Annotated in this window: 21 protein-coding genes and 1 riboswitch; of the genes, 12 read left to right on the top strand and 9 right to left on the bottom strand. The window is 73.7% G+C overall.

Features of this window, described 5'->3' with window-relative positions; translation table 11 throughout:
- Positions 1-247: 247 nt before the first annotated feature.
- The 4 genes from ACSMHG_RS00310 to ACSMHG_RS00295 are packed head-to-tail and all read right to left on the bottom strand — an operon-like array spanning position 248 to position 4,934.
- On the bottom strand, positions 248-1,246 hold the full coding sequence (locus ACSMHG_RS00310) for an acyl-CoA dehydrogenase family protein (protein ID WP_435741322.1): 999 nt from the start codon (positions 1,244-1,246) through the stop codon (positions 248-250).
- The gene (locus ACSMHG_RS00305) at positions 1,246-2,190 is read right to left on the bottom strand and encodes an acyl-CoA dehydrogenase family protein (RefSeq protein ID WP_435741321.1); all 945 of its coding nucleotides are present in this window, start codon (positions 2,188-2,190) and stop codon (positions 1,246-1,248) included. The genes ACSMHG_RS00310 and ACSMHG_RS00305 overlap by 1 nt, the downstream gene beginning before the upstream one ends.
- Positions 2,187-3,407 (bottom strand): acyl-CoA dehydrogenase family protein, encoded by a 1,221-nt coding sequence (locus ACSMHG_RS00300; protein WP_435741320.1) that lies wholly within the window; start codon positions 3,405-3,407, stop codon positions 2,187-2,189. The genes ACSMHG_RS00305 and ACSMHG_RS00300 overlap by 4 nt, the downstream gene beginning before the upstream one ends.
- 3 nt (positions 3,408-3,410) lie before the next feature.
- The gene (locus ACSMHG_RS00295) at positions 3,411-4,934 is read right to left on the bottom strand and encodes a FadD3 family acyl-CoA ligase (RefSeq protein WP_435741319.1); all 1,524 of its coding nucleotides are present in this window, start codon (positions 4,932-4,934) and stop codon (positions 3,411-3,413) included.
- Between the two features lie 79 nt (positions 4,935-5,013).
- On the opposite strand from ACSMHG_RS00295, the gene ACSMHG_RS00290 reads away from it, so the two are divergent.
- Genes ACSMHG_RS00290 through ACSMHG_RS00275 form a run of 4 tightly spaced genes read left to right on the top strand, consistent with a single transcriptional unit; the run spans position 5,014 to position 8,843 of the window.
- Entirely contained in the window at positions 5,014-6,225 is a 1,212-nt protein-coding gene (locus ACSMHG_RS00290; protein ID WP_435741318.1) for an acyl-CoA dehydrogenase family protein, read from the top strand.
- Positions 6,222-7,034, top strand: coding sequence for an SDR family oxidoreductase (locus ACSMHG_RS00285; RefSeq protein WP_435741317.1), 813 nt, complete (start codon positions 6,222-6,224; stop codon positions 7,032-7,034). Before ACSMHG_RS00290 ends, ACSMHG_RS00285 begins: the two co-directional genes overlap by 4 nt.
- A gap of 11 nt (positions 7,035-7,045) precedes the next feature.
- Complete coding sequence (locus ACSMHG_RS00280) at positions 7,046-7,672, top strand: TetR/AcrR family transcriptional regulator (protein WP_435741316.1); 627 nt, start codon at positions 7,046-7,048, stop codon at positions 7,670-7,672.
- A complete protein-coding gene (locus ACSMHG_RS00275; protein WP_435741315.1) occupies positions 7,665-8,843 on the top strand; it encodes an acetyl-CoA C-acetyltransferase in 1,179 nt (392 codons plus the stop codon). Before ACSMHG_RS00280 ends, ACSMHG_RS00275 begins: the two co-directional genes overlap by 8 nt.
- 19 nt (positions 8,844-8,862) lie before the next feature.
- Here ACSMHG_RS00275 and ACSMHG_RS00270 read toward each other — a convergent pair whose 3' ends face one another.
- Complete coding sequence (locus tag ACSMHG_RS00270) at positions 8,863-9,216, bottom strand: hypothetical protein (RefSeq protein ID WP_435741314.1); 354 nt, start codon at positions 9,214-9,216, stop codon at positions 8,863-8,865.
- A 64-nt stretch (positions 9,217-9,280) separates the two neighbouring features.
- Between ACSMHG_RS00270 and ACSMHG_RS00265 the strand changes: the two genes are divergently transcribed.
- The gene (locus ACSMHG_RS00265; protein ID WP_435741313.1) at positions 9,281-9,985 is read left to right on the top strand and encodes a hypothetical protein; all 705 of its coding nucleotides are present in this window, start codon (positions 9,281-9,283) and stop codon (positions 9,983-9,985) included.
- A gap of 41 nt (positions 9,986-10,026) precedes the next feature.
- Here the strand turns inward: ACSMHG_RS00265 and ACSMHG_RS00260 are convergent, their stop codons facing one another.
- Genes ACSMHG_RS00260 through ACSMHG_RS00245 form a run of 4 tightly spaced genes read right to left on the bottom strand, consistent with a single transcriptional unit; the run spans position 10,027 to position 13,602 of the window.
- Complete coding sequence (locus ACSMHG_RS00260) at positions 10,027-11,142, bottom strand: NAD(P)H-dependent flavin oxidoreductase (protein WP_435741312.1); 1,116 nt, start codon at positions 11,140-11,142, stop codon at positions 10,027-10,029.
- Positions 11,139-11,921, bottom strand: a complete 783-nt coding sequence (locus tag ACSMHG_RS00255; protein WP_435741311.1) for a CoA-transferase subunit beta — start codon at positions 11,919-11,921, stop codon at positions 11,139-11,141. The genes ACSMHG_RS00260 and ACSMHG_RS00255 overlap by 4 nt, the downstream gene beginning before the upstream one ends.
- Positions 11,918-12,811 (bottom strand): CoA transferase subunit A, encoded by an 894-nt coding sequence (locus ACSMHG_RS00250; RefSeq protein WP_435741310.1) that lies wholly within the window; start codon positions 12,809-12,811, stop codon positions 11,918-11,920. Before ACSMHG_RS00250 ends, ACSMHG_RS00255 begins: the two co-directional genes overlap by 4 nt.
- Entirely contained in the window at positions 12,808-13,602 is a 795-nt protein-coding gene (locus ACSMHG_RS00245; RefSeq protein ID WP_435741309.1) for an enoyl-CoA hydratase family protein, read from the bottom strand. The genes ACSMHG_RS00250 and ACSMHG_RS00245 overlap by 4 nt, the downstream gene beginning before the upstream one ends.
- 37 nt (positions 13,603-13,639) lie before the next feature.
- On the opposite strand from ACSMHG_RS00245, the gene ACSMHG_RS00240 reads away from it, so the two are divergent.
- The 7 genes from ACSMHG_RS00240 to ribH all read left to right on the top strand — a co-directional run bounded on the left by ACSMHG_RS00240 (position 13,640) and on the right by ribH (position 19,785).
- A complete protein-coding gene (locus tag ACSMHG_RS00240; RefSeq protein WP_435741308.1) occupies positions 13,640-14,404 on the top strand; it encodes an SDR family oxidoreductase in 765 nt (254 codons plus the stop codon).
- Positions 14,404-15,300 (top strand): SDR family oxidoreductase, encoded by an 897-nt coding sequence (locus ACSMHG_RS00235; RefSeq protein WP_435741307.1) that lies wholly within the window; start codon positions 14,404-14,406, stop codon positions 15,298-15,300. Before ACSMHG_RS00240 ends, ACSMHG_RS00235 begins: the two co-directional genes overlap by 1 nt.
- 86 nt (positions 15,301-15,386) lie before the next feature.
- Positions 15,387-15,543, top strand: a riboswitch (FMN riboswitch).
- A gap of 82 nt (positions 15,544-15,625) precedes the next feature.
- The gene (gene ribD, locus ACSMHG_RS00230; RefSeq protein ID WP_435741306.1) at positions 15,626-16,681 is read left to right on the top strand and encodes a bifunctional diaminohydroxyphosphoribosylaminopyrimidine deaminase/5-amino-6-(5-phosphoribosylamino)uracil reductase RibD; all 1,056 of its coding nucleotides are present in this window, start codon (positions 15,626-15,628) and stop codon (positions 16,679-16,681) included.
- Positions 16,681-17,298: a riboflavin synthase gene (locus tag ACSMHG_RS00225; RefSeq protein WP_435741305.1), complete on the top strand. Its 618-nt coding sequence runs from the start codon at positions 16,681-16,683 to the stop codon at positions 17,296-17,298. The genes ribD and ACSMHG_RS00225 overlap by 1 nt, the downstream gene beginning before the upstream one ends.
- Positions 17,298-17,972: a nicotinamide riboside transporter PnuC gene (gene pnuC, locus ACSMHG_RS00220; protein ID WP_435741304.1), complete on the top strand. Its 675-nt coding sequence runs from the start codon at positions 17,298-17,300 to the stop codon at positions 17,970-17,972. Before ACSMHG_RS00225 ends, pnuC begins: the two co-directional genes overlap by 1 nt.
- The gene (locus ACSMHG_RS00215) at positions 17,969-19,309 is read left to right on the top strand and encodes a bifunctional 3,4-dihydroxy-2-butanone-4-phosphate synthase/GTP cyclohydrolase II (RefSeq protein ID WP_435741303.1); all 1,341 of its coding nucleotides are present in this window, start codon (positions 17,969-17,971) and stop codon (positions 19,307-19,309) included. Before pnuC ends, ACSMHG_RS00215 begins: the two co-directional genes overlap by 4 nt.
- Positions 19,306-19,785 (top strand): 6,7-dimethyl-8-ribityllumazine synthase, encoded by a 480-nt coding sequence (gene ribH, locus ACSMHG_RS00210; RefSeq protein ID WP_435741302.1) that lies wholly within the window; start codon positions 19,306-19,308, stop codon positions 19,783-19,785. The genes ACSMHG_RS00215 and ribH overlap by 4 nt, the downstream gene beginning before the upstream one ends.
- Positions 19,786-19,809: the final 24 nt, after the last annotated feature.

Below are 19,809 nucleotides of genomic sequence, written 5' to 3'. Positions count from 1 at the left end.
CCCGCGCCGCGGACGGCGCCGGCCTCAGATACGGGTGCGGACGGGGTTCGCGACCATGCCCACCGGGAAGTCGGCGTCCTGGCCGACGGCGGACTCGGTCTGCTCGTAGCTCTGCTGGGCGTCGTTCTCGCTGGTCATGGGGTGAACCTAGCCGAGCGGCAGCGGGATGGAAGGCCGGGGGAGACCGGTGAGCGGGTTGTGGCGAGGTGAGATCCCTCACCGGTTGGCCGCACCCCGAAACCGGGTATCAGAGGGAGATCGACGCCCGGTGCTCGCGGGCGGAGCCGAGGAGCTGGCCCAGCGCCTGGGCGCGCTTGAGCACCAGGTGGGCGTCGTGCTCCCAGGTGATGGCGATGCCGCCGTGCAGCTGCACCGTCTCGGCGGCCACGGCGAGGAGCGCCTCGGAGCAGTAGGCCTTCGCGACGTGGACCGGGCGCCAGGCGCCCGGCCCGCCGGCGGACACGGCGTGCGCCGCCGCCCACGAGGCCGACCGGCACATCTCCACGAGCACGAGCATGTCCGCCATCCGGTGCTTGAGCGCCTGGAAGGAGCCGATCGGACGGCCGAACTGGACCCGCTCCTTGCTGTAGCCGACCGTCATGTCGAGCGCGCGCGCCGCGCACCCGGTCTGGAGGGCCGCGGTGCCCGCCGTGCCGACGAGCCGGGCACGGTCGACCGCGGCCGTCGCAGCGGCGGCGAGGCGAGTGGCGCGCGAGGTGTCGACCGTGACGGTCGCCAGCCGCAGGGTCTGGTCCATGGACGGCGTCCACTGGCGGTCCGTGGCGTCGGGGTCGAGCTCCCACAGGCCGTCGTCGGTGGCGGCGACGAGCACGGTGGCGTGGTCGCCCTCGAGCACCCGCTCCACGCTGGCACCGCCCTCCGTCCCAGCCCCGGTCGCGTCGACGAACGCTCCGACCTCCCCGGCGGCCAGGCGGGGCAGCAGTCGCTCGCGGCCCTCCTCGTCGGCCCCGGCGAGGAGGGCCTCGGCCGTCACCAGCGAGGCCAGCAGCGGCGAGGGCACGAGCGCCCGCCCCACCTCCTCGAGGACGACGAACGACTCGACCAGGCTGAAGCCGGCGCCGCCCAGCTCCTCGGGGACCGCGAGCGCCGCGACGCCGATCTGGTCGCACAGCGTGCGCCACAGCTGCTCGTCGTACCGCTCGACGCGGGCGTCGCCCCGCTTCTCCAGCAGCGACCGGACCGTGTCGGACAGCTGCTGCTGCTCCTCGCTGAGCGCCACCTCCATCAGCCGGCCCGCCCCTCGAGCAGCGTCCCGAGCAGCGCGGCGCGGTGCTGCGTCGGCGTGCCCCAGGCGGTGACCAGCGCACGCACCTTGGTCAGCCAGATGCTGAGGTCGAACTCCTCGGTGTAGCCGATCGCGCCGTGCACCTGCAGGCCCGTGCGGGAGGCGAGGTACGCCGCGTCGGCGCACGCCACCTTGGCCGCCGCCGCCGGTACCTCCCCGAGCGCCGCGCCGTGGACCAGCGGGCGGGCGAAGTCGAGGGCGATGCGCACGTCGGCGAGGGCGTGCTTGACCGCCTGGTAGGACCCGATCTCCCGGCCGAACTGGCGCCGCTGCTTCACGTAGGTCACCGCGTCGGCGAGGATCCGCTCCCCGCAGCCGAGGAGCTGGGCGGACGTCGCGAGGACCGCGGACTCGCGGGCGGTGACCAGGTCGGCCGCGGCGGCGGGGGCATCGGCGCGCACGGTGGCCAGCCGCCGCGTCCGGTCCACCGACTGCCGGACCTCGCCGACGGTCGCGGTGGAGATCGCGGAGCCGTCCGCGACCAGGACCAGGTCGGCGGTGTCCGCGTCGAGCGCGTACGGCGCCTCCGGGGGCGCGGCCACGGTCCCGACCGCCCCGCCCGCGAGCGCGGCGAGGTGGTCGCCGTCGGCGAGCGCCAGCGGGAGGTGGGCCACCGACTCCACCCACGGCCCGGGCAGGCCGTGCCGGCCGATGGCCTCGAGGGCGACGACCATCTCCACCGGGCCGGCGCCGACCCCGCCGTGCTCCTCGGGGACCAGCAGCGCGGTGACGCCCTGGTCGGCCAGGCGCTTCCAGAGGCCGAGCCCCGGGCCGGTGTCGCCGGCGGCCCACGCGCGGGCAGCGCCCACCGGGTCGCCGGCGGCCAGGAGCGCGTCGAGGGACGCGCCGAAGTCGCGCTGGTCCTCGGTCAGGACGAACCTCATCGGGCGGCCCCCTTCGGTTCGCTCTGCTGTCGGCTCCCCTTCGGTTCGCTCTGCTGTCGGCTCCCCTTCGGTTCGCGGGGCAGGCCGAGGATCCGCTCGGCGACGATGTTGCGCTGGATCTCGTTGGTGCCCGCGTAGATGGGCCCGGAGAGCGAGAAGATGTAGCCGTCCAGCCACCGCGACGGCAGCTCGGCCTCGGCGCCGAGCAGGTCGAGCGCCGTCTCGTGCAGGGCGATGTCGAGCTCGGACCAGAAGACCTTGTTGACCGACCCCGCGGCGCCCATCTCGCCGCCGGCGGCGAGCCGGGTCACCGTGCCCCAGGTGTAGAGCCGGTAGGACTGGGCCTGCAGCCAGGCGTCGACCACTCGGGCCGACGCCGTCTCGACGGGCTCCACGAGCCCGTCGCGGCGCTCGGCGTACAGGTCGAGGAGCCGGTCCGCGGCGGCGCAGAACCGGCCGGGGGAGCGCAGGGAGAGGCCCCGCTCGTTCCCGGCGGTGGACATCGCCACCCGCCATCCGTCACCCGGCGCCCCGAGGACGTCGGAGTCGGGGACGAAGACGTCCTCGAAGAAGACCTCCGCGAAGCCCGCCTCGCCGTCGAGCTGGGCGATGGGCCGGACCGTGACGCCCTCGGCGTCGAGCGGGAAGAGGAAGTAGGTGAGGCCCGCGTGGCGCTGCGCGTCGGGGTCGGAGCGGAACAGCCCGAAGCCCCAGTGGGCGAAGGTCGCCCGCGAGGACCACGTCTTCTGCCCGTTGAGGACCCAGCCCCCACGGCCCTCGTCTCGGCGGGCGGTCGACCGCAGCGAGGCGAGGTCGGAGCCGGCCTCGGGCTCCGACCAGCACTGCGCCCAGACCTGCTCCCCGGTCGCCATCCCCGGCAGGAAGCGGTCCTGCTGCTCGCGGGTGCCGTGGTCGAAGATGATCGGCGCGAGCAGGAAGATGCCGTTCTGCGAGACGCGGCCGGGAGCGCCGGCGCGGTAGTACTCCTCCTCGAAGACCACCCACTCCACCAGCGAGGCCTCGCGGCCGTGGTAGTCCCGGGGCCAGGAGACGACCGACCAGCGCGCCTCGGCCAGCCTCGCCTCCCACGCCCGGTGGGCCTCCCAGCCCTCGGCGGTGTCCATGGACGGGAGCGGCTCGGACGGCACGTTCGCCGCCAGCCAGGCGCGGGCCTCGGCCTGGAAGGCCAGCTCCGACTCGGACAGGGACAGGTCCATCTCTCACTCGCTCCTGAGCTGGGTCTTGAGCACCTTGCCGGACAGGTTCCGCGGCAGCGCGTCGAGGAACTCCACGCGCCGCGGGACCTTGAAGTTGGCGAGCCGCTCCTTGCAGTACGCCGTGACGTCGTCGGCAGTGAGCGCCTCACCCGCGGGGCCGGCCGCGCGCACGACGTACGCCGCTCCGACCTCGCCCATCCGCTCGTCGCGGACGCCGACGACCGCGACGTCGGCCACGCCGTCGAGCCGGCTCAGGGTCTGCTCCACCTCCGCGGGGTAGACGTTGAAGCCGCCGCAGATGTACATGTCCTTGAGCCGGTCGGTGATGCGCAGGTTCCCGGCCTCGTCGAGCGTGCCGACGTCGCCGGTGTGCAGCCAGCCGTCGGCGTCGATCGCCTCGGCGGTCGCCGCCTCGTCGTCGAGGTAGCCGAGCATGACGTACTCACCGCGGACCAGCAGCTCGCCCGCCTCGCCGTGCGGGGCGTCGATGCGCGTCTCCATGCCGGGGATCGCGCGTCCGCAGGTGCTGGCCACCAGGTCGGCAGGGTCCCCCTCGCGGCACATCGTCACCACGACGGCCTCGGTCATCCCGAACGCGGTGACGACCTGGTCGATGCCGAGCCCCTCGGGCGCCGGCTGCCGCATCCGCTCGACGAGGACCACGGGGATGACCGCGGCGCCGGTGACGGCGAGCCGGAGCGAGGACAGGTCACGGTCGGTGCGACCGGGCGCGTTGAGCAGGGACTGGTAGATCGTCGGCGCGCCGGGCAGCACGCTGATCCGCTCCGACTCGACGAGCGCCATCGTGCGCTCGACGTCGAAGGTCGCCATCGGGTGCAGCGTCGCCCCGGTCACCAGGCCGGTGACGATGCCGACCTTGTAGCCGAAGGAGTGGAAGAACGGGTTGACCGCGAGGTAGCGGTCCTCGTGGGTGACCCCACCGAGCTCGCCCCAGGCGCGGGCGACGCCGACGGTCTGGCGGTGCGCCGACATCGCGCCCTTGCTGCGTCCGGTGGTGCCGGAGGTGAAGAGGACGTCGGCGACGTCCCCGGGGCGGACGGCTGCCGCGGTCGCGTCCACGTCGGCGACCGTGATCCCGCCCGGGTCGAGCGCGTCGATCGCGCGCAGGTCGAGCACTGCACGCACGTCGGTGAGGTCGCCGGCCGCTTCCAGGTCCCCGATCTGGGAGCGGCCCAGGAACCCGTCCTCGACCACCACCAGCCGTGCATCGGTGCGCTCGACGAGGTCGACGACCTCGTGCGCGGTGTAGCGGGAGTTGACCGGGACGAGCACGCCGCCGGCGTACGACACCGCGAGGCCGGCCACCACCCACGCCACGCTGTTGGGGGCCCAGAGGCAGACCCGGTCACCCGGGCGGAGCCCGAGCGCGACGTATCCCTGGGCGACGGCCCGGACGCGGTCGAGGAGGTCGGCGAAGGAGGTCGCCACGCCGTCCTCGACGTACGCCGGGTGGTCGCCGAAGCGCTCGGCCGCGGCACGCAGCACGGCCGGGATGGTGTCGGGCATCGGGCCTCCGGCGACGGGTCGGGGTCGGTGGGCGGAGCCGCCCGAGCCAACCAAGCAATTGCTTGGTACTGTAGCACCCGTGGACCTCACCTCTGCCGCCGACGACGAGGCGTTTCGCACCGAGGTGCGGACCTTCCTCGAGGAGAGCCTGCGCGGTGACTTCGGCGCCCTCCGCGGGCTGGGCGGCCCCGGACGCGACCACGAGGCCGTCGACGAGCGGCTGGCCTGGAACCGCCACCTGGCGGCCCACGGATGGACCTGCGTCGGCTGGCCGACCGAGCACGGAGGCCGCGGGCTCAGCCTCGCCCAGCAGGTGATCTTCCACGAGGAGTACGCCCGCTCGAACGCCCCGGCGCGGCTCAACCACCTCGGGGAGGAGCTGCTGGGGCCCACCCTGATGGCCTTCGGCACGCCGGAGCAGCAGCAGCGGTTCCTGCCGCCGATCCGCCGGGTGGAGGAGCTCTGGGCGCAGGGCTACTCCGAGCCCGGGGCCGGCTCCGACCTCGCCAACGTGCAGACCCGGGCCCGGCTCGAGGGCGAGCCCGGCGCGCAGCAGTGGGTGCTCGACGGGCAGAAGGTGTGGACCTCCAACGCCCACTTCTCCCAGTGGCTCTTCGTGCTCGCCCGCACCGAGCCCGGCTCGAAGCGCCACCACGGCCTCTCCTTCCTCCTGGTGCCGCTGGAGCAGGAAGGCGTCGAGGTGCGCCCCATCGAGCAGCTCACGGGCGGCTCGGAGTTCAACGAGGTCTTCCTCGCCGGCGCGCGCACCGATGCCGACCTGGTCGTCGGGCAGCCGGGGGAGGGGTGGGCCGTCGCCATGGGCCTGCTCGGCTTCGAGCGCGGCGTCTCGGTGCTCGGGCAGGTGGTCGGCTTCGAGCGCGAGCTCGCGGGCGTCGTCGACCTCGCCCGCACCAACGGCGCGCTCGAGGACCCGGTGCTGCGCGACCGGCTCGCCGCGCTGGCCGTCGAGCTCGACGTCATGCGGTGCCAGGCGGTGCGTGGCCTGGCCGGGGTGACCGGGGGGCAGGACTCCGCCGCCGGCGGGGGAGCGGCGTCGATCTTCAAGCTCGTGTGGGCGGCGTGGCACAAGCGCCTCGGCGAGGTCGCCATGGAGGTGCTCGGCCCCGACGGGCTGACCGCCCGAGGCGCGCCGTACGAGCTCGACGAGTGGCAGCGACTCTTCCTTTTCGCCCGCGCCGACTCCATCTACGGCGGCAGTGACGAGGTGCAGCGCAACATCCTGGCCGAGCGCGTGCTCGGCCTTCCCCGCGAGCCGAAGGGCACCACGTGACCACCTCCCCGCAGCGCCGACCCGAGCAGCCCGCCCCCTCCTACGTGCCGGGCCACGACCTCCTTGCCGACAAGGTGGTGGTCGTGACGGCGGCCGCCGGCGCCGGCATCGGCGCGGCCGTCGTCCGGCGGGTGCTGGAGGAGGGGGCCCGCGCGGTCGTCTTCAGCGACACCCACGCGCGCCGGCTCGCCGAGGCCGAGGAGGCCCTCGCCGCGGAGTTCGGCGCCGACCGGGTCCGCCAGCAGGTCTGCGACGTCACCGACGAGGCGCAGGTCGCGGCGCTGCTCGAGGTGGCCGATGAGCTCGGCGGCGTCGACGTCATGGTCAACAACGCCGGTCTCGGCGGCACCGCCGACGTGCTGGAGATGACCGACGACGAGTGGTCCAGGGTCCTCGACATCACCCTCACCGGCACCTTCCGCTGCGTGCGCGCCGCCGGCCGGCGGATGGTGGAGGCGGGCACCCGGGGCGTCATCGTCAACAACGCCTCCGTCATCGGCTGGCGGGCGCAGGAGGGCCAGGCGCACTACGCCGCCGCCAAGGCCGGCGTGATGGCGCTGACCCGGTGCTCGGCCATCGACCTGGCGCCCCACGGCATCCGGGTCAACGCCGTCTCGCCCAGCCTGGCGATGCACCCGTTCCTCGCGAAGGTCACCTCCGACGAGCTGCTGGCCGAGCTCAAGCAGCGGGAGGCGTTCGGCCGCGCCGCCGAGCCGTGGGAGGTCGCGAACGTGATGGTCTTCCTGGCCAGCGACTACGCGTCGTACATGACCGGTGAGGTCGTCGCCGTGAGCAGCCAGCAGGCCTGAGACGATCTGCCGTGACCACCCGAGGCCTCCCCCCGTCCGACCAGCGAGCGTCCCCCCAGCGCGGCACCGACCGGCGCGGGGAGCTGCTCGCCATCGCCGCGCGGCTCTTCGCCGACCGCGGGTTCAAGAACACGACGGTCCGCGACATCGCGGACGCCGCCGGCATCCTGTCGGGGAGCCTCTACCACCACTTCGACTCCAAGGAGTCGATGGTCGACGAGATCCTCAGCTCCTTCCAGGAGGAGCTCTTCGCGGCGTACGACGAGGTGCTCCGCAGCGACGACGACGCGCGGACCAAGATCGAGCGGGCGGTCCGGCTCTCCTTCGCCGCGATCGACCAGCACCGTCACGAGGTGGCGATCTTCCAGAACGACGCCGACCACCTCGGGACCCTGGACCGCTTCGGCTACCTCGCCGAGCGCAACGCCCAGTCCCGCGACGTCTGGATCACCCTGCTGACCGAGGGGGTCCGCTCCGGGGCCCTCCGCGCCGACCTCGACGTCGAGCTGACCTACCGCTTCATCCGCGACACCGTCTGGGTCGCGGTCAAGTGGTACCGCCCCGGTGGGAAGCTGACTCACACCGCCGTGGCCGACCAGTACCTCACCATCCTCCTGGACGGGATCGCCCATGCCTGAGCTGAAGACCCACGAGGCCTACCTCGTCGACGCGGTGCGCACCCCCACCGGCAAGCGCGGCGGTGCGCTGGCCGGGATGCACTCCGCCGACCTCGCCGCCCACTCCATCGCGGCGCTGATGACCCGGACGGGCGTGGACCCGGGCGCGGTCGACGACGTCATCCTCGGGTGCTGCGACACCATCGGCTCCCAGGCCGGCGACGTCGCCCGCACGGCGTGGCTGGTCGCCGGCCTGCCCGACCACGTCCCCGGCGTCACCATCGACCGGCAGTGCGGCTCCTCGCAGCAGGCGGTCCACTTCGCGGCGCAGGCGGTGATGTCCGGCACCCAGGACCTGGTCGTCGCCGGGGGAGTGCAGAACATGAGCGCGATCCCCATCTCCGCCGCCATGATCGTGGGCCAGCAGTACGGCTTCTCCACCCCGTTCGCGGAGTCGCCAGGGTGGCAGCAGCGGTTCGGCGACGAGGAGGTCAGCCAGTTCCGCTCGGCTGAGATGATCGCCGAGAAGTGGGACCTGTCCCGGGAGGAGATGGAGCAGTACGCCCTCGCCTCGCACCAGCGTGCGCTCGCCGCGGCCGCGGAGGGGCGCTTCGCGCGGGAGATCGCCCCCGTCACGCTCGAGGACGGCAGCGTGCTCGACGCCGACCAGACCCCCCGCGAGACCTCGCTGGAGAAGATGGCGTCGCTCGACCCGCTGGCGCCCGGCGGCCGGATCACCGCGGCGCTGGCCTCGCAGATCTGCGACGGGTCCTCGGCGGTGCTGGTCGCCTCCGCCCGTGCCGTCGCCGACCACGGGCTCACCCCCCGCGCCCGAGTGCACCACCTCTGGGTGCGCGGCGACGACCCGGTCTGGATGCTGACCGGTCCGATCCGGGCCACCCGCCACGCGCTGGAGCGGACCGGCCTCGCCGTCGACGACATCGACCTCTTCGAGTGCAACGAGGCCTTCGCGTCCGTGGTGCTCGCGTGGATGGCGGAGATCGGCGTGCCGCACGACAAGGTCAACGTCAACGGCGGCGGCATCGCGCTGGGGCACCCGATCGGCGCCACCGGGACCCGGCTGATGACCACGCTGCTGCACGAGCTCGAGCGCACGGGCGGCCGCTACGGGCTGCAGACGATGTGCGAGGGCGGCGGGCAGGCCAACGTCACGATCATCGAGCGCCTCTGAGGGCGGCGGGTCGGTCGGGTCAGCGGAGGACGAGCCAGACGCCGACGATGCCCGGCAGGGTCCCGGCCAGCAGCCACGGGGAGAGCGGGTTGCGCCGGTGGATGGCCAGCGCCGCCGCCACCGCGATGACGCCGAAGGCGCCGCCGAGCACGCACAGCCCGATCTGGGAGGCCCGCTCGCTGTCGTCGATCACCAGTCCTGCGATCACCAGGCCGACCGACAGGTGCAGGATCGTGGTCGCGGCCAGGGCGGAGAGCACGTAGCGCTGGACCGTCTCGATGCTCATGCCGTTCGGACGGCGCGGAGCCGGCGGTCGAGGGTTCGCCGGGTCAAGCAGGTGGCGCGCGCGGCGGGGCTCCTGCTGCTGGCTCATGGCGGCAGTCTAGGGACGGCGCGGGTTGCGTAGGGTGTCGAGGTCGGATCTGTAGGAGGTACGGATGCTTGCTCTGCCCGGTCACGGGTTCGTCGTGCTCTCGGCCCCCAAGTGCGCCTCGACCTCGCTGCAGCGGACGCTGGCGCCCCGTGCCGAGATGCTGGCCCGCGAGCACCCGCGCCTCAAGCACATGACCTACCGCACCTTCGACAAGCACCTGCGACCCCTCCTCCGCGCGGCCGGCTACCCGCGCGACGCCTACGAGGTCGTCACGCTGTTCCGCGAGCCGGTCTCGTGGCTGCACTCGTGGTGGCGCTACCGCAGCGACCCCAAACACCTCGAGCCCGAGAAGCTCGACGCGCTGCGGCGCCGCCAGGGGCGGCCGCTCAAGCGCAACTACACCGGGGGCATCTCCTTCCAGGAGTACGCCGAGGCCTACCTCGCCGGCTCGACGGAGAACGGCGTGGTCACCGGCCGTCCGTCGCGCTTCGTGCTGGGCCACGACGGCGCCGTCGGCGTCGACCGGATCTTCGCCCACGAGGCGGCCGAGGTCTGGCAGGGCTGGTTCAACGACAAGCTCGGCGGCACGCTGAGCTTCCCGGTCGCCAACGCCAGCCTGCGCCGCGACGACCTCGACCTCTCCGACGCGGTGCGGGCGCGGCTCGAGGAGCGCTTCGCGCCGGAGTACGAGATCTACGACCGGCTCCGGGCCGACGGACAGTGGGGCGGGGCGCGGGGGACCGTGCTGGAGCACCTGCCCCCGCGCTGAGCGGCCCGCCCCGCCCGGCCCGTCCGGACCGTTGCGGAGGCTCAGCCCCCGTCGACGCCCCCGTCGACGCCCCCGTCGACGAGGTACGACGCGCCCCGGCGCAGCTCCTCGGCGGCGCGGGTGACGACCCGGTCGATGAGCTGCTCGCACGTGGGCAGGTCGTCGATCAGCCCCACGACCTGGCCGCTGGCCAGCACCCCGGCGTCGGTGTCGCCCTCGACGAGCCCGGCCTTCAGCATCATCGGCGTGTTGGCGGCCAACGCCATCTGCGCCAGCGTGCGGCCCTGGGCCTTGCGCATCGCCCGCCCGTCCCGGGCCAGGCCGACCCAGCTCATCCCGGACTGCTGCTTGAACTCCAGCGTCCGGCGGACGGTCGGGCCGAGCCGCTTGAGGGCGCCGGTCTCCTCGAGCTCCGCCACGAGGTCGGTGCGCAGCATCCGGTGCGGCATGCCGTCGACCTTCGCGGTGACCACCGTGTCGGTGAGCCCCCGCTCGAGGTAGAGCCGCTTGACCGCGTCGGGGACGGCGCTGTCCCGGGTCAGCAGGAACCGCGTGCCCATGCCGACGCCCGCGGCGCCGTAGGTCAGTGCGGCCGCGAGCCCCCGGCCGTCGAAGAAGCCGCCGGCCGCCACCACCGGGATGTCGCTGCCGGCGTCGCGCAGGGCGTCGAGGACGGTGGGCAGCAGCAGCGTCGTCGGCACCGGGCCGGTGTGGCCGCCGCCCTCGCCGCCCTGCACCATGACGGCGTCGGCGCCCCAGGAGGCCACCTTGACCGCGTGCTTGGCCGCACCGATCGAGGGCATCACCACGACGCCGTGCTCCTTGAGCATGGCGATCAGCTCCGGCTTCGGCGCGAGCGCGAAGGAGGCGACCTTGACGCCGTGGTCGACCAGGAGTCGGCACCGGTCGGCGGCGTCGCTCGCGTCGGCGCGCAGGTTGACGCCGAACGGCTGGTCGGTGCGGCCCTTGACCTCGACGATGGCCTGCTCGAGCTCGGCGAAGGTCATGGTGGCGCTGGCGACGATGCCCAGGCCGCCGGCGTTCGCCGTCCCGGTCACCAGGCGCGGGCCGGAGACCCAGCCCATGCCGGTCTGCACGACCGGGTGCCGCACGCCGGTGAGGTCGGTGAGGGGCGTGCGGACCAGCTGCTCGATCACCGGCTCCGCTCCTGTGCTGCCTCCGGCTGCGGGACCTCCTTGAAGCGCAGTCCCTTGGGGTCCAGCACCTCGCGGATGACGACCTGCTCCTCCATGCTCGGCTCGCGGGTGGTGGCCACGTCGGCGGGCACCTCCAGCTCGAACCCGGTGGTCGCGCGGACCTCCTCGACGCTCACGCCCGGGTGGACCGAGAGCAGCCGCACGGTGTCGTCCGCGCCGCGCACGTCGAGGACGGCGAGGTTGGTGACGATGCGGTGGATGTCGTTGAAGCGGGCCGCGGCGGGGCCGGCCTCGGCCGCCCGCTTCGGGCCGACGCCGGAGACGATGTCGACCTGCTCGACGAAGACCCGGGTGGAGTGCTTGGGCACCCAGTACGACGTCCGGTTGTTCACCGTGTTGCCGGGCGCTCCGCGGGAGCCGAGCAGCTGCCGCTTCGGCCTGGCCCAGTCGCCGATGGCGGAGATGTTCTGGTTGCCGTGGCGGTCCACCTGGGTGGCGCCCATCATCACGTGGCGCTTGCCGTACGCGACGACGTCGAAGACCCGGCGGAAGGGGATCCAACCCTCGACGACGTCGGCCTTGGCGAAGAGCGGCGGGACGCCGGCGAGGAAGAGCGACTCGCCGTCGCTGATGACCAGGTCCGGGTTGGACGTCAGCTTGGCCAGGCGCACGCCGAGCATCGGCAGCATCCCCATCGGGCTGGCGAAGATCTCCCCGTCGTCGCGGAAGGCGTCGGCGATGGCGGCCGCGCAGACGTCGGCACGGGTCACGGTGCTCACTTGCCCTCCTCGGCGAACGCGGCGACCGCCGCTTGGTAGGCGTCCTCGTCACCGGACAGGAACCGCTCCTCGAAGGCGGCCCACTCCTCGTCGGACCCGCCGGCCGCGGCGGCGTACGCGCGCTGGAACCTCTCGTCGCGCTCGTAGTCGGGCGTGCAGGTGGTGAAGTGCGCGCCGTTCGGCGTCTCCACGACGCCGGAGACCATCATCCGGCTGAGCAGCAGCCGCTGGACGGGCGTGTCGACGGTCAGCCCCGCGGTGTCGACGACCTGCTCGCAGGAGACGAACGCGCGGTCCGCGGCCATGCAGAAGAGGTCGTCGAAGTACGGGTCCGGCCCGAGGTACGTCGCGTTGCCGTGCCGGTCGCTGCGGTTGAGGTGGACGAGCGCGACGTCGAGGTGGAGTGCCGGCACGGCGACCAGCTCCTCCCGCACGCCGTCCGGACCGTCGTACGGGCTGGTGACCGTCGTGATCCACGGCTGGTTGACCAGCACGTCCGACCCGAGGCCGGCCCGCATCGGCAGGAACGGCAGCCGCTGCGCCGCCGCGCGCAGGCCGGTCTGGAACATCCCCTCGTCGAGCTCGACGAGCTCCGGGATCGACCCCTCCTGGCGCGCCTTCTGGAAGCTCGGCTCCAGGGGGACGGAGTCGAGGGAGACGAAGGCGAAGACGAGCTTGCGGATCTTCCCCGCGCGGGCGAGCAGGCCGACGTCGGCGCCGCCCCAGCTGACGATCGTCAGGTCCTTGAGGTCGCTGCGGAGGATGGCCCGGACCAGGGCCATCGGCTTGCGCCGCGGCCCCCAGCCGCCGATGCCGATGGTCATGCCGTCGTGCAGCTCGGCGACGACCTCGTCGATGGTCATCCGCTTGTCGCGGGGTCCCTTGCTCACGTGCTCTCCTTGCTCGTGGCGGCCGTGCCGGCGGTCCCGCCGGCGGCCTTCTCGGTGCCGGCGAAGGTGTCCCGCAGCTCGTCGCTGACGCCGGCGAGGTTGAGCTCGAAGGTGAAGCCCTGCTCGAACCGGTAGCTCTTGTGGACGTCGACCGGGTCGATGCCGTTGAGCGCCTCCTTCGCGGCCCGGACCACCCGGGTGTCCTTGGCGGCGATCTCGCCGGCGACGGCCATCGCGGCGTCGTCGAGGCGCTCCCGGGGGACCACCTCGAGCACCGACCCGTGCTGGACGAGGTCGGCGGCCTTGATGGTGCGCGCGGTGAAGTAGAGGGTGCGCATCAGGTGCTGGGGGACCAGCCGTGCCATGTGGGTCGCGGCGCCGAGCGCACCCTGGTTGACCTCCGGCACGCCGAAGTAGGCGTCCTCGCTGGCCACCACGCAGTCGGCGTTGCCGACCAGGCCGACCCCGCCGCCGAGGCAGAAGCCGTGCACCGCCGCGACCACGGGGACCGCGCATTCGTAGACCGCCTTGAAGGCGGCGTAGCACCCCTTGTTGGCGCCGATCAGCGCGTCGAAGCCGCTGGTGTGCTGCATCTGCTTGATGTCGACGCCGGCGTTGAACCCGCGACCCTCCGCCCGGAGCACCACCACGTGGGTTCCCATGTCGCGGCTCGCCTCGTCGAGCGCGGTCGCGACGTCGAACCAGCCCTGCACCGTCAGCGCGTTGACCGGTGGGTGGTCCATCGTGATGACGCGGATCCCGTCCGCGCGGAGCTCCGAGGTGGTCGGCATGGATGCCAACCTAGCACTTGCTTGGTACGGTGCGGCCATGTCTCTCACCCTCGACCTCACCGGGCGCGTGGTGCTGGTGACCGGCGGGTCCAAGGGCATCGGGCTCGGCATCACGCACGTCTTCCGCGCCGCCGGAGCAGCCGTGGTGACCTGCGCCCGCAGCGCCTCGGCGCCGGTCCCCGGGACCACCCACCGGGTCTGCGACGTGCGCGACCCCGACGCGGTCGCGGAGCTCGTCGAGGGCATCGTCTCCTCCCACGGACGCCTCGACGTCCTGGTCAACAACGCCGGAGGGGCGCCGTACGCGGAGGCGGCGACCGCCTCGCCGCGCTTCCACGACAAGGTCGTCGGACTCAACCTGTCCGCTCCGCTCGTGGCCGCGCAGGCGGCGAACCGGGTGATGCAGCAGCAGGACACCGGCGGCGCGATCGTCAACATCTCCTCGGTCTCCGCGACGCGGCCCTCGCCGGGCACCGCGGCGTACGGCGCGGCGAAGGCCGGCCTCGACTCGCTCACCCGGTCGCTGGCGGTCGAGTGGGCCCCGCGGGTCCGGGTCAACGCCATCGACGTCGGGCTCTGCCGCACCGAGAACACCGACGACCACTACGGCGGCGACGCCGGCGTGGCCGCGATCGAGCGCACCATCCCGCTGGGCCGGATGGCGCGACCCGAGGAGGTCGGCCACGTGGCGGCCTTCCTCGCCAGCGACCTCGCCTCCTACGTCTCCGGCGCCCGCGTCGAGTGCCACGGCGGCGGCGAGCCGCCCGTCTTCCTGTCCGCCCACCTGAGGGAGCAACCCTGATGAGCACACTCCTCGACGGCCGCGTCGCGATCGTCACCGGCGCCGGCCGCGGCATCGGCCGGGCGCACGCCCTGGAGCTCGCCCGGCACGGCGCCAAGGTGGTCGTCAACGACTACGGGGTCTCCCTGGCCGGCCAACGAAGTGGGCAGAGCGGCACCGGGGAGACCCCGGCCGAGTCGGTGGTCGCCGAGATCGAGGCGATGGGTGGCGAGGCCGTGGTCAACGGCGCCGACGTGGCGGACTTCGCGGCTGCCGAGGCGATGGTCCAGCAGGCGATCGACACCTTCGGCGGCCTCGACGTGCTCGTCAACAACGCCGGCTTCGTGCGCGACCGGATGCTCGTCAACACCTCCGAGGAGGAGTGGGACGCCGTCGTCCGCGTGCACCTCAAGGGACACTTCGCGCCGCTGCGCCACGCCGGCGCGTACTGGCGCAGCGAGGCGAAGGCCGGTCGCACCCGGGCGGCCCGCGTCGTCAACACATCCTCGGGCGCCGGGCTCCAGGGCTCGATCGGCCAGGCGACGTACTCCGCCGCCAAGGCGGGCATCGCCGGGCTCACGCTGGTCGCGGCGGCCGAGCTCGGCCGGTACGGCGTGACCGTGAACGCCATCGCCCCGGTGGCCCGCACCCGGATGACCGAGGGCGCGTTCGACACCTCGGCGATGCCCGAGCCCGAGGACAACTCCCCGGTCGTGGCGTGGCTGGCCTCCGAGGAGGCGGGCGACGTGACCGGCCGGGTGATCGAGATCGAGGGCGGGAAGGTGACGCTCGAGAACGGCTGGGCGCACGGGCCGGCCCGGGACAAGGGCTCGCGGTGGGAGGCCACCGAGGTCGGCGGCGTGCTCCGGGAGCTGATCACGGAGGCCCCCGCGCCCGAGCCCGTCTACGGCAGCTGAGCGCGGGCCACGCCGCGGTGTGGGCGTGGTCACGGCGACCGCGCCGGACCGCTGTGGCAGACTGCCGCACCAGACGAGCAACACGCTCGCGTGCTCTGGGGTCGGTGAAATTCCGAGCCGGCGGTGACTGGACGGACGCACTCGCTCCGCTCAGAAGTCCGCGACCCGGTCACCGCCAGTGACCGGTTGACCAGGTGGGAATCCTGGACCGACGGTCAAAGTCCGGATGGGAAGCGCACGCAGGTGGTCACGGCACGCGACGTGCCGAGCCGCCGTCGCCCCCGGAGTCCGTGAGCGCACCGGACACAGGACCAGGGGCCAGGCGATGACCTTCACCGACGCGGAGCGCCGCGCGATGGCTCGCGCCCTCGAGCTCGCCGCCACGCCCGGCGTACCGCTCGGGCCCAACCCGCGCGTGGGCTGCGTCCTGCTCGCCGACGACGGCTCGACCGTCGCGGAGGGGCACCACCGCGGCGCCGGTACGCCGCACGCCGAGGCCGACGCGCTGGCGGAGGCGGGTGCCGCGGCACGCGGCACGACCGCGGTCGTGACCCTCGAGCCGTGCAACCACACCGGTCGCACCGGCCCGTGCGCGCAGGCGCTCGTCGCAGCGGGCGTGCGCCGGGTGGTCTTCGCCCAGTCCGACGCAAACCCCGTGGCCGCGGGCGGTCGGGCGACCCTCCGGTCGGCCGGCATCGACGTGGAGCACGGGCTGCTGGAGGACGACGCCCGCGCTCTCAACCGCAGCTGGACCTTCGCCGTGGAGCACGGACGCCCGTTCGTCACCTGGAAGCTCGCGACGACGCTCGACGGCCGCAGCGCGGCCGCCGACGGCACCAGCCGCTGGATCTCCGGCCGCGCCTCCCGGCTCGACGTGCACCGGCTCCGGGCCGGCGCCGACGTGGTCCTCGTCGGGACCGGCACGGTGCTCGCCGACGACCCGGCGCTGACCGTCCGCGACGCCGACGACGTCCCGCTCGCCCGACAGCCGCTGCGCGCCGTCATGGGCCTGCGCGAGCTCGACGCCGGGCGCCGCGTCCTCGACGGCCAGGCCGAGACGCTCCTGCTGCGCACCCGCGACCCCCACGAGGCGCTCGCCACCCTGCGGGCGCACGACCGCCAGCACGTCTTCCTCGAGGGCGGCCCGACGCTCGCCGCGTCGTTCCTGCGGGCGGGCCTGGTCGACGAGGTCGTCGCCTACGTCGCGCCCGTCCTGCTCGGCGCGGGCGCGTCCGCCGTGGGCGACCTCGGAATCACCACCATCGCCAGCGCGTTCCGCCCCACGGTCACCGACGTGACCGTGCTGGAGCCGGTCGCCGCCGGCGACCAGCCCGACGTGCGGCTCACCATGGCGCCGCACCACGCCAGCGAGGAGCGCTGATGTTCACAGGGATCGTCGAGGAGCTGGGCACGGTCGCCGCGGTCGAGGACCAGGGCGACGCGGTCCGGCTGACCGTCCGGGCCGCCACCGTCCTCGAGGACGCCGCGCTGGGCGACTCGATCGCCGTCAACGGCTGCTGCCTCACCGTGGCGGAGCGGACCACCGACACCTGGACCGCCGACCTGATGCAGGAGACCCTCGACCGGACCAGCCTGCACGGCGTGCGCCCCGGCGACCGGGTCAACCTCGAGCGGGCCGTCACGGCCGCGACCCGCCTGGGCGGGCACATCGTCCAGGGCCACGTCGACGGCGTCGGCGAGGTCCTCGAGCGGACCGCCAGCGCCCACTGGGAGCTGGTCCGGGTCGGGTTGCCGGCGGGGCTGTCGCGCTACCTCGTCGAGAAGGGGTCGATCACGGTCGACGGCGTGAGCCTCACGGTGGTCGACGCGGCCGAGGACTGGTTCACGGTCAGCCTGATCCCCGAGACGCTGGCGCGCACCACCCTCGGCACGCGGGCCCCCGGCGACCGGGTCAACCTCGAGGTCGACGTGCTGGCCAAGCACGTCGAGAAGCTGCTCGGCGCCCGGCTCGGCGCCGCCACCGGAGAGGCGTCCTGATGCTCGAGTGGTTGCTGCACGGCGAGATCGCCGTGGGCGGTGGCTACCTGTCGGTGCCCGAGGTGGTCGGCAACGTCTTCGGCCTGGCGAGCGCGCTGCTCGGCATGAGCCGGCTGGTGTGGGCCTGGCCGGTGGGGCTGGTCGGCAACGTCCTGCTCTTCACGGTCTTCGTCAGCGGCGAGCTGAGCGGAGCGGTCACCGAGCCGCTGTGGGGCCAGGCCGGCCGCCAGGTCATGTTCGCCGTGCTCAGCGCCTACGGCTGGTGGCGGTGGGCGGCGAACCGCGACAGCGGCGGCCCGGCGGTCGAGCCCCGCTGGGCGAGCCCGGCCGAGCGGCTGCGCCTGCTCGGCCTCGCCGTCGTCGGGTACGCCGCGGCGTACCTGCTGGTCAGCCGGCTCGGCTCCTGGGGCCCGGCCACCGAGGCGTGGATCCTGGCCGGCTCGATGCTGGCGACGTACGGCATGGCGCGCGGGTACGTCGAGTTCTGGCTGGTGTGGATCGCCGTGGACGTCGTCGGCGTGGCCACCCTGCTGCGGGCCGGGTTCTACCCCACCGCGGCGATGTACCTCTTCTACGGCGCCTTCTGCGTCGTCGGCTTCCTCGCCTGGTGGCGCGTCGAGCGCTCTACGCGCGGAGGCACCCCCGAGCTGATCGCCGAAGGAGCAGCCGCATGACCAGCATCCCCGCCAGCACCCCGGGCGGCAGCCCCAGCAGCACGGGCGCCCCCGGCCCGGCCACGCCGCAGCACGCGAGCGTCCGCCTCGACAGCGTCGAGCGGGCGATCGAGGACATCGCCGCGGGGCGCGCGGTGATCGTGGTCGACGACGAGACCCGGGAGAACGAGGGCGACATCATCTTCGCCGCGAGCCGGGCGACGCCGGAGCTCATGGCCTGGACGATCCGGCACAGCAGCGGGGTGATCTGCGTGCCGATGCCCGGCGAGATGCTCGACCGGCTCGAGATCCCGCTCATGACGCCCCACAACAAGGACCGGCTGCGCACCGCGTACACGATTTCGGTCGACGCCCGCGACGGGGTCTCGACGGGCATCTCGGCGGCGGACCGGGCGCACACCGTCCGCGTGCTGGCGGACTCCGCGACCGAGCCGTGGGAGATCACCCGGCCCGGCCACGTCTTCCCGCTCCGCTACCGCGAGGGCGGGGTGCTGGTGCGCCGCGGGCACACCGAGGCCGCGGTCGACCTGGCCACGTTGGCGGGGCTGACCCCGGCCGGCGTCCTCGTGGAGGTCGTCAACGACGACGGCACGATGAAGCGGGCGCCGGAGCTGCGGGAGTTCGCCGACGAGCACGGCCTCGCCATGATCTCGATCGAGGACCTGGTCCGCTACCGACGGCGGCACGAGAACCTCGTCGAGCGGGTCGCGGAGACGCGCCTGCCGACGAGGCACGGCGAGTTCACGGCCTACGGGTACCGGATCACCGTGGACGGGTCCGAGCACATCGCGCTGGTCCACGGTGACCTGGGCTCGGCCGGGGACGAGCCGGTGCTGACACGGGTGCACTCGGAGTGCCTGACCGGCGACGTCTTCGGCAGCCACCGCTGCGACTGCGGTCCCCAGCTGGACGAGGCGCTGGCCCGGATCGTGGAGGAGGGGCGGGGCGTCGTCGTGTACCTGCGGGGCCACGAGGGCCGGGGGATCGGCCTGGTAGCCAAGCTGCAGGCCTACCAGCTCCAGGACGGCGGGCGGGACACCGTCGACGCCAACCTCGACCTGGGCCTGCCCGCCGATGCCCGGCACTACGGGACGGCCACCCAGGTCCTGCGCGACCTGGGCGTGCGGAGCGTGCGACTCCTCACCAACAACCCCGAGAAGGTCTCCAGCCTCGAGGACTTCGGCGTGCCGGTCGCCGAGCGGGTGCCGCTGACCCCGCACCCGAACGACCACAACCTCGCCTACCTGCGCACCAAGCGCGACCGGATGGGCCACGTCCTGCCGGGCCTGACGTCCGTTCAGCCCGCCCCGAGCACCACCCAGGAGGACCAGCGATGAGCGGTCACGGAGCACCTGTCCTCGAGCCGGTCGACTGCAGCGACCTGCGCGTCGCGGTCGTCGCGGCGAGCTGGCACCTGGAGGTGATGGACGGCCTGCTGGCCGGGGCCGAGCGCGCACTGGACGCCCACGAGGTGGGGGAGTCGACCGTCGTCCGGGTGCCGGGCACCTTCGAGCTGCCCGTCGTGGCCGCCGCGCTGGCCGAGGAGGGGTACGACGCGGTGGTCGCCCTCGGGGTGGTGGTGCGGGGCGGCACCCCGCACTTCGACTACGTCTGCTCGGCGGCGACCGACGGCCTGACGCGGGTCGCGCTCGACCACCGCACCCCCATCGGCTTCGGCGTGCTCACCTGCGACACCGACGAGCAGGCCCGCGACCGGGCCGGCCTGCCCGGCTCGCGGGAGGACAAGGGCTACGAGGCGACCACGGCGGCGCTGCTGACGGCCCGGGCCCTCCGGGGCATCACCGGCCGCTGACCCGGCCCGGTCGCCTCCCGGGGA

Source organism: Nocardioides ureilyticus, from assembly GCF_051280745.1.
Lineage (GTDB): Bacteria > Actinomycetota > Actinomycetes > Propionibacteriales > Nocardioidaceae > Nocardioides.
This window is presented reverse-complemented; position numbering and strand designations above follow the sequence as displayed.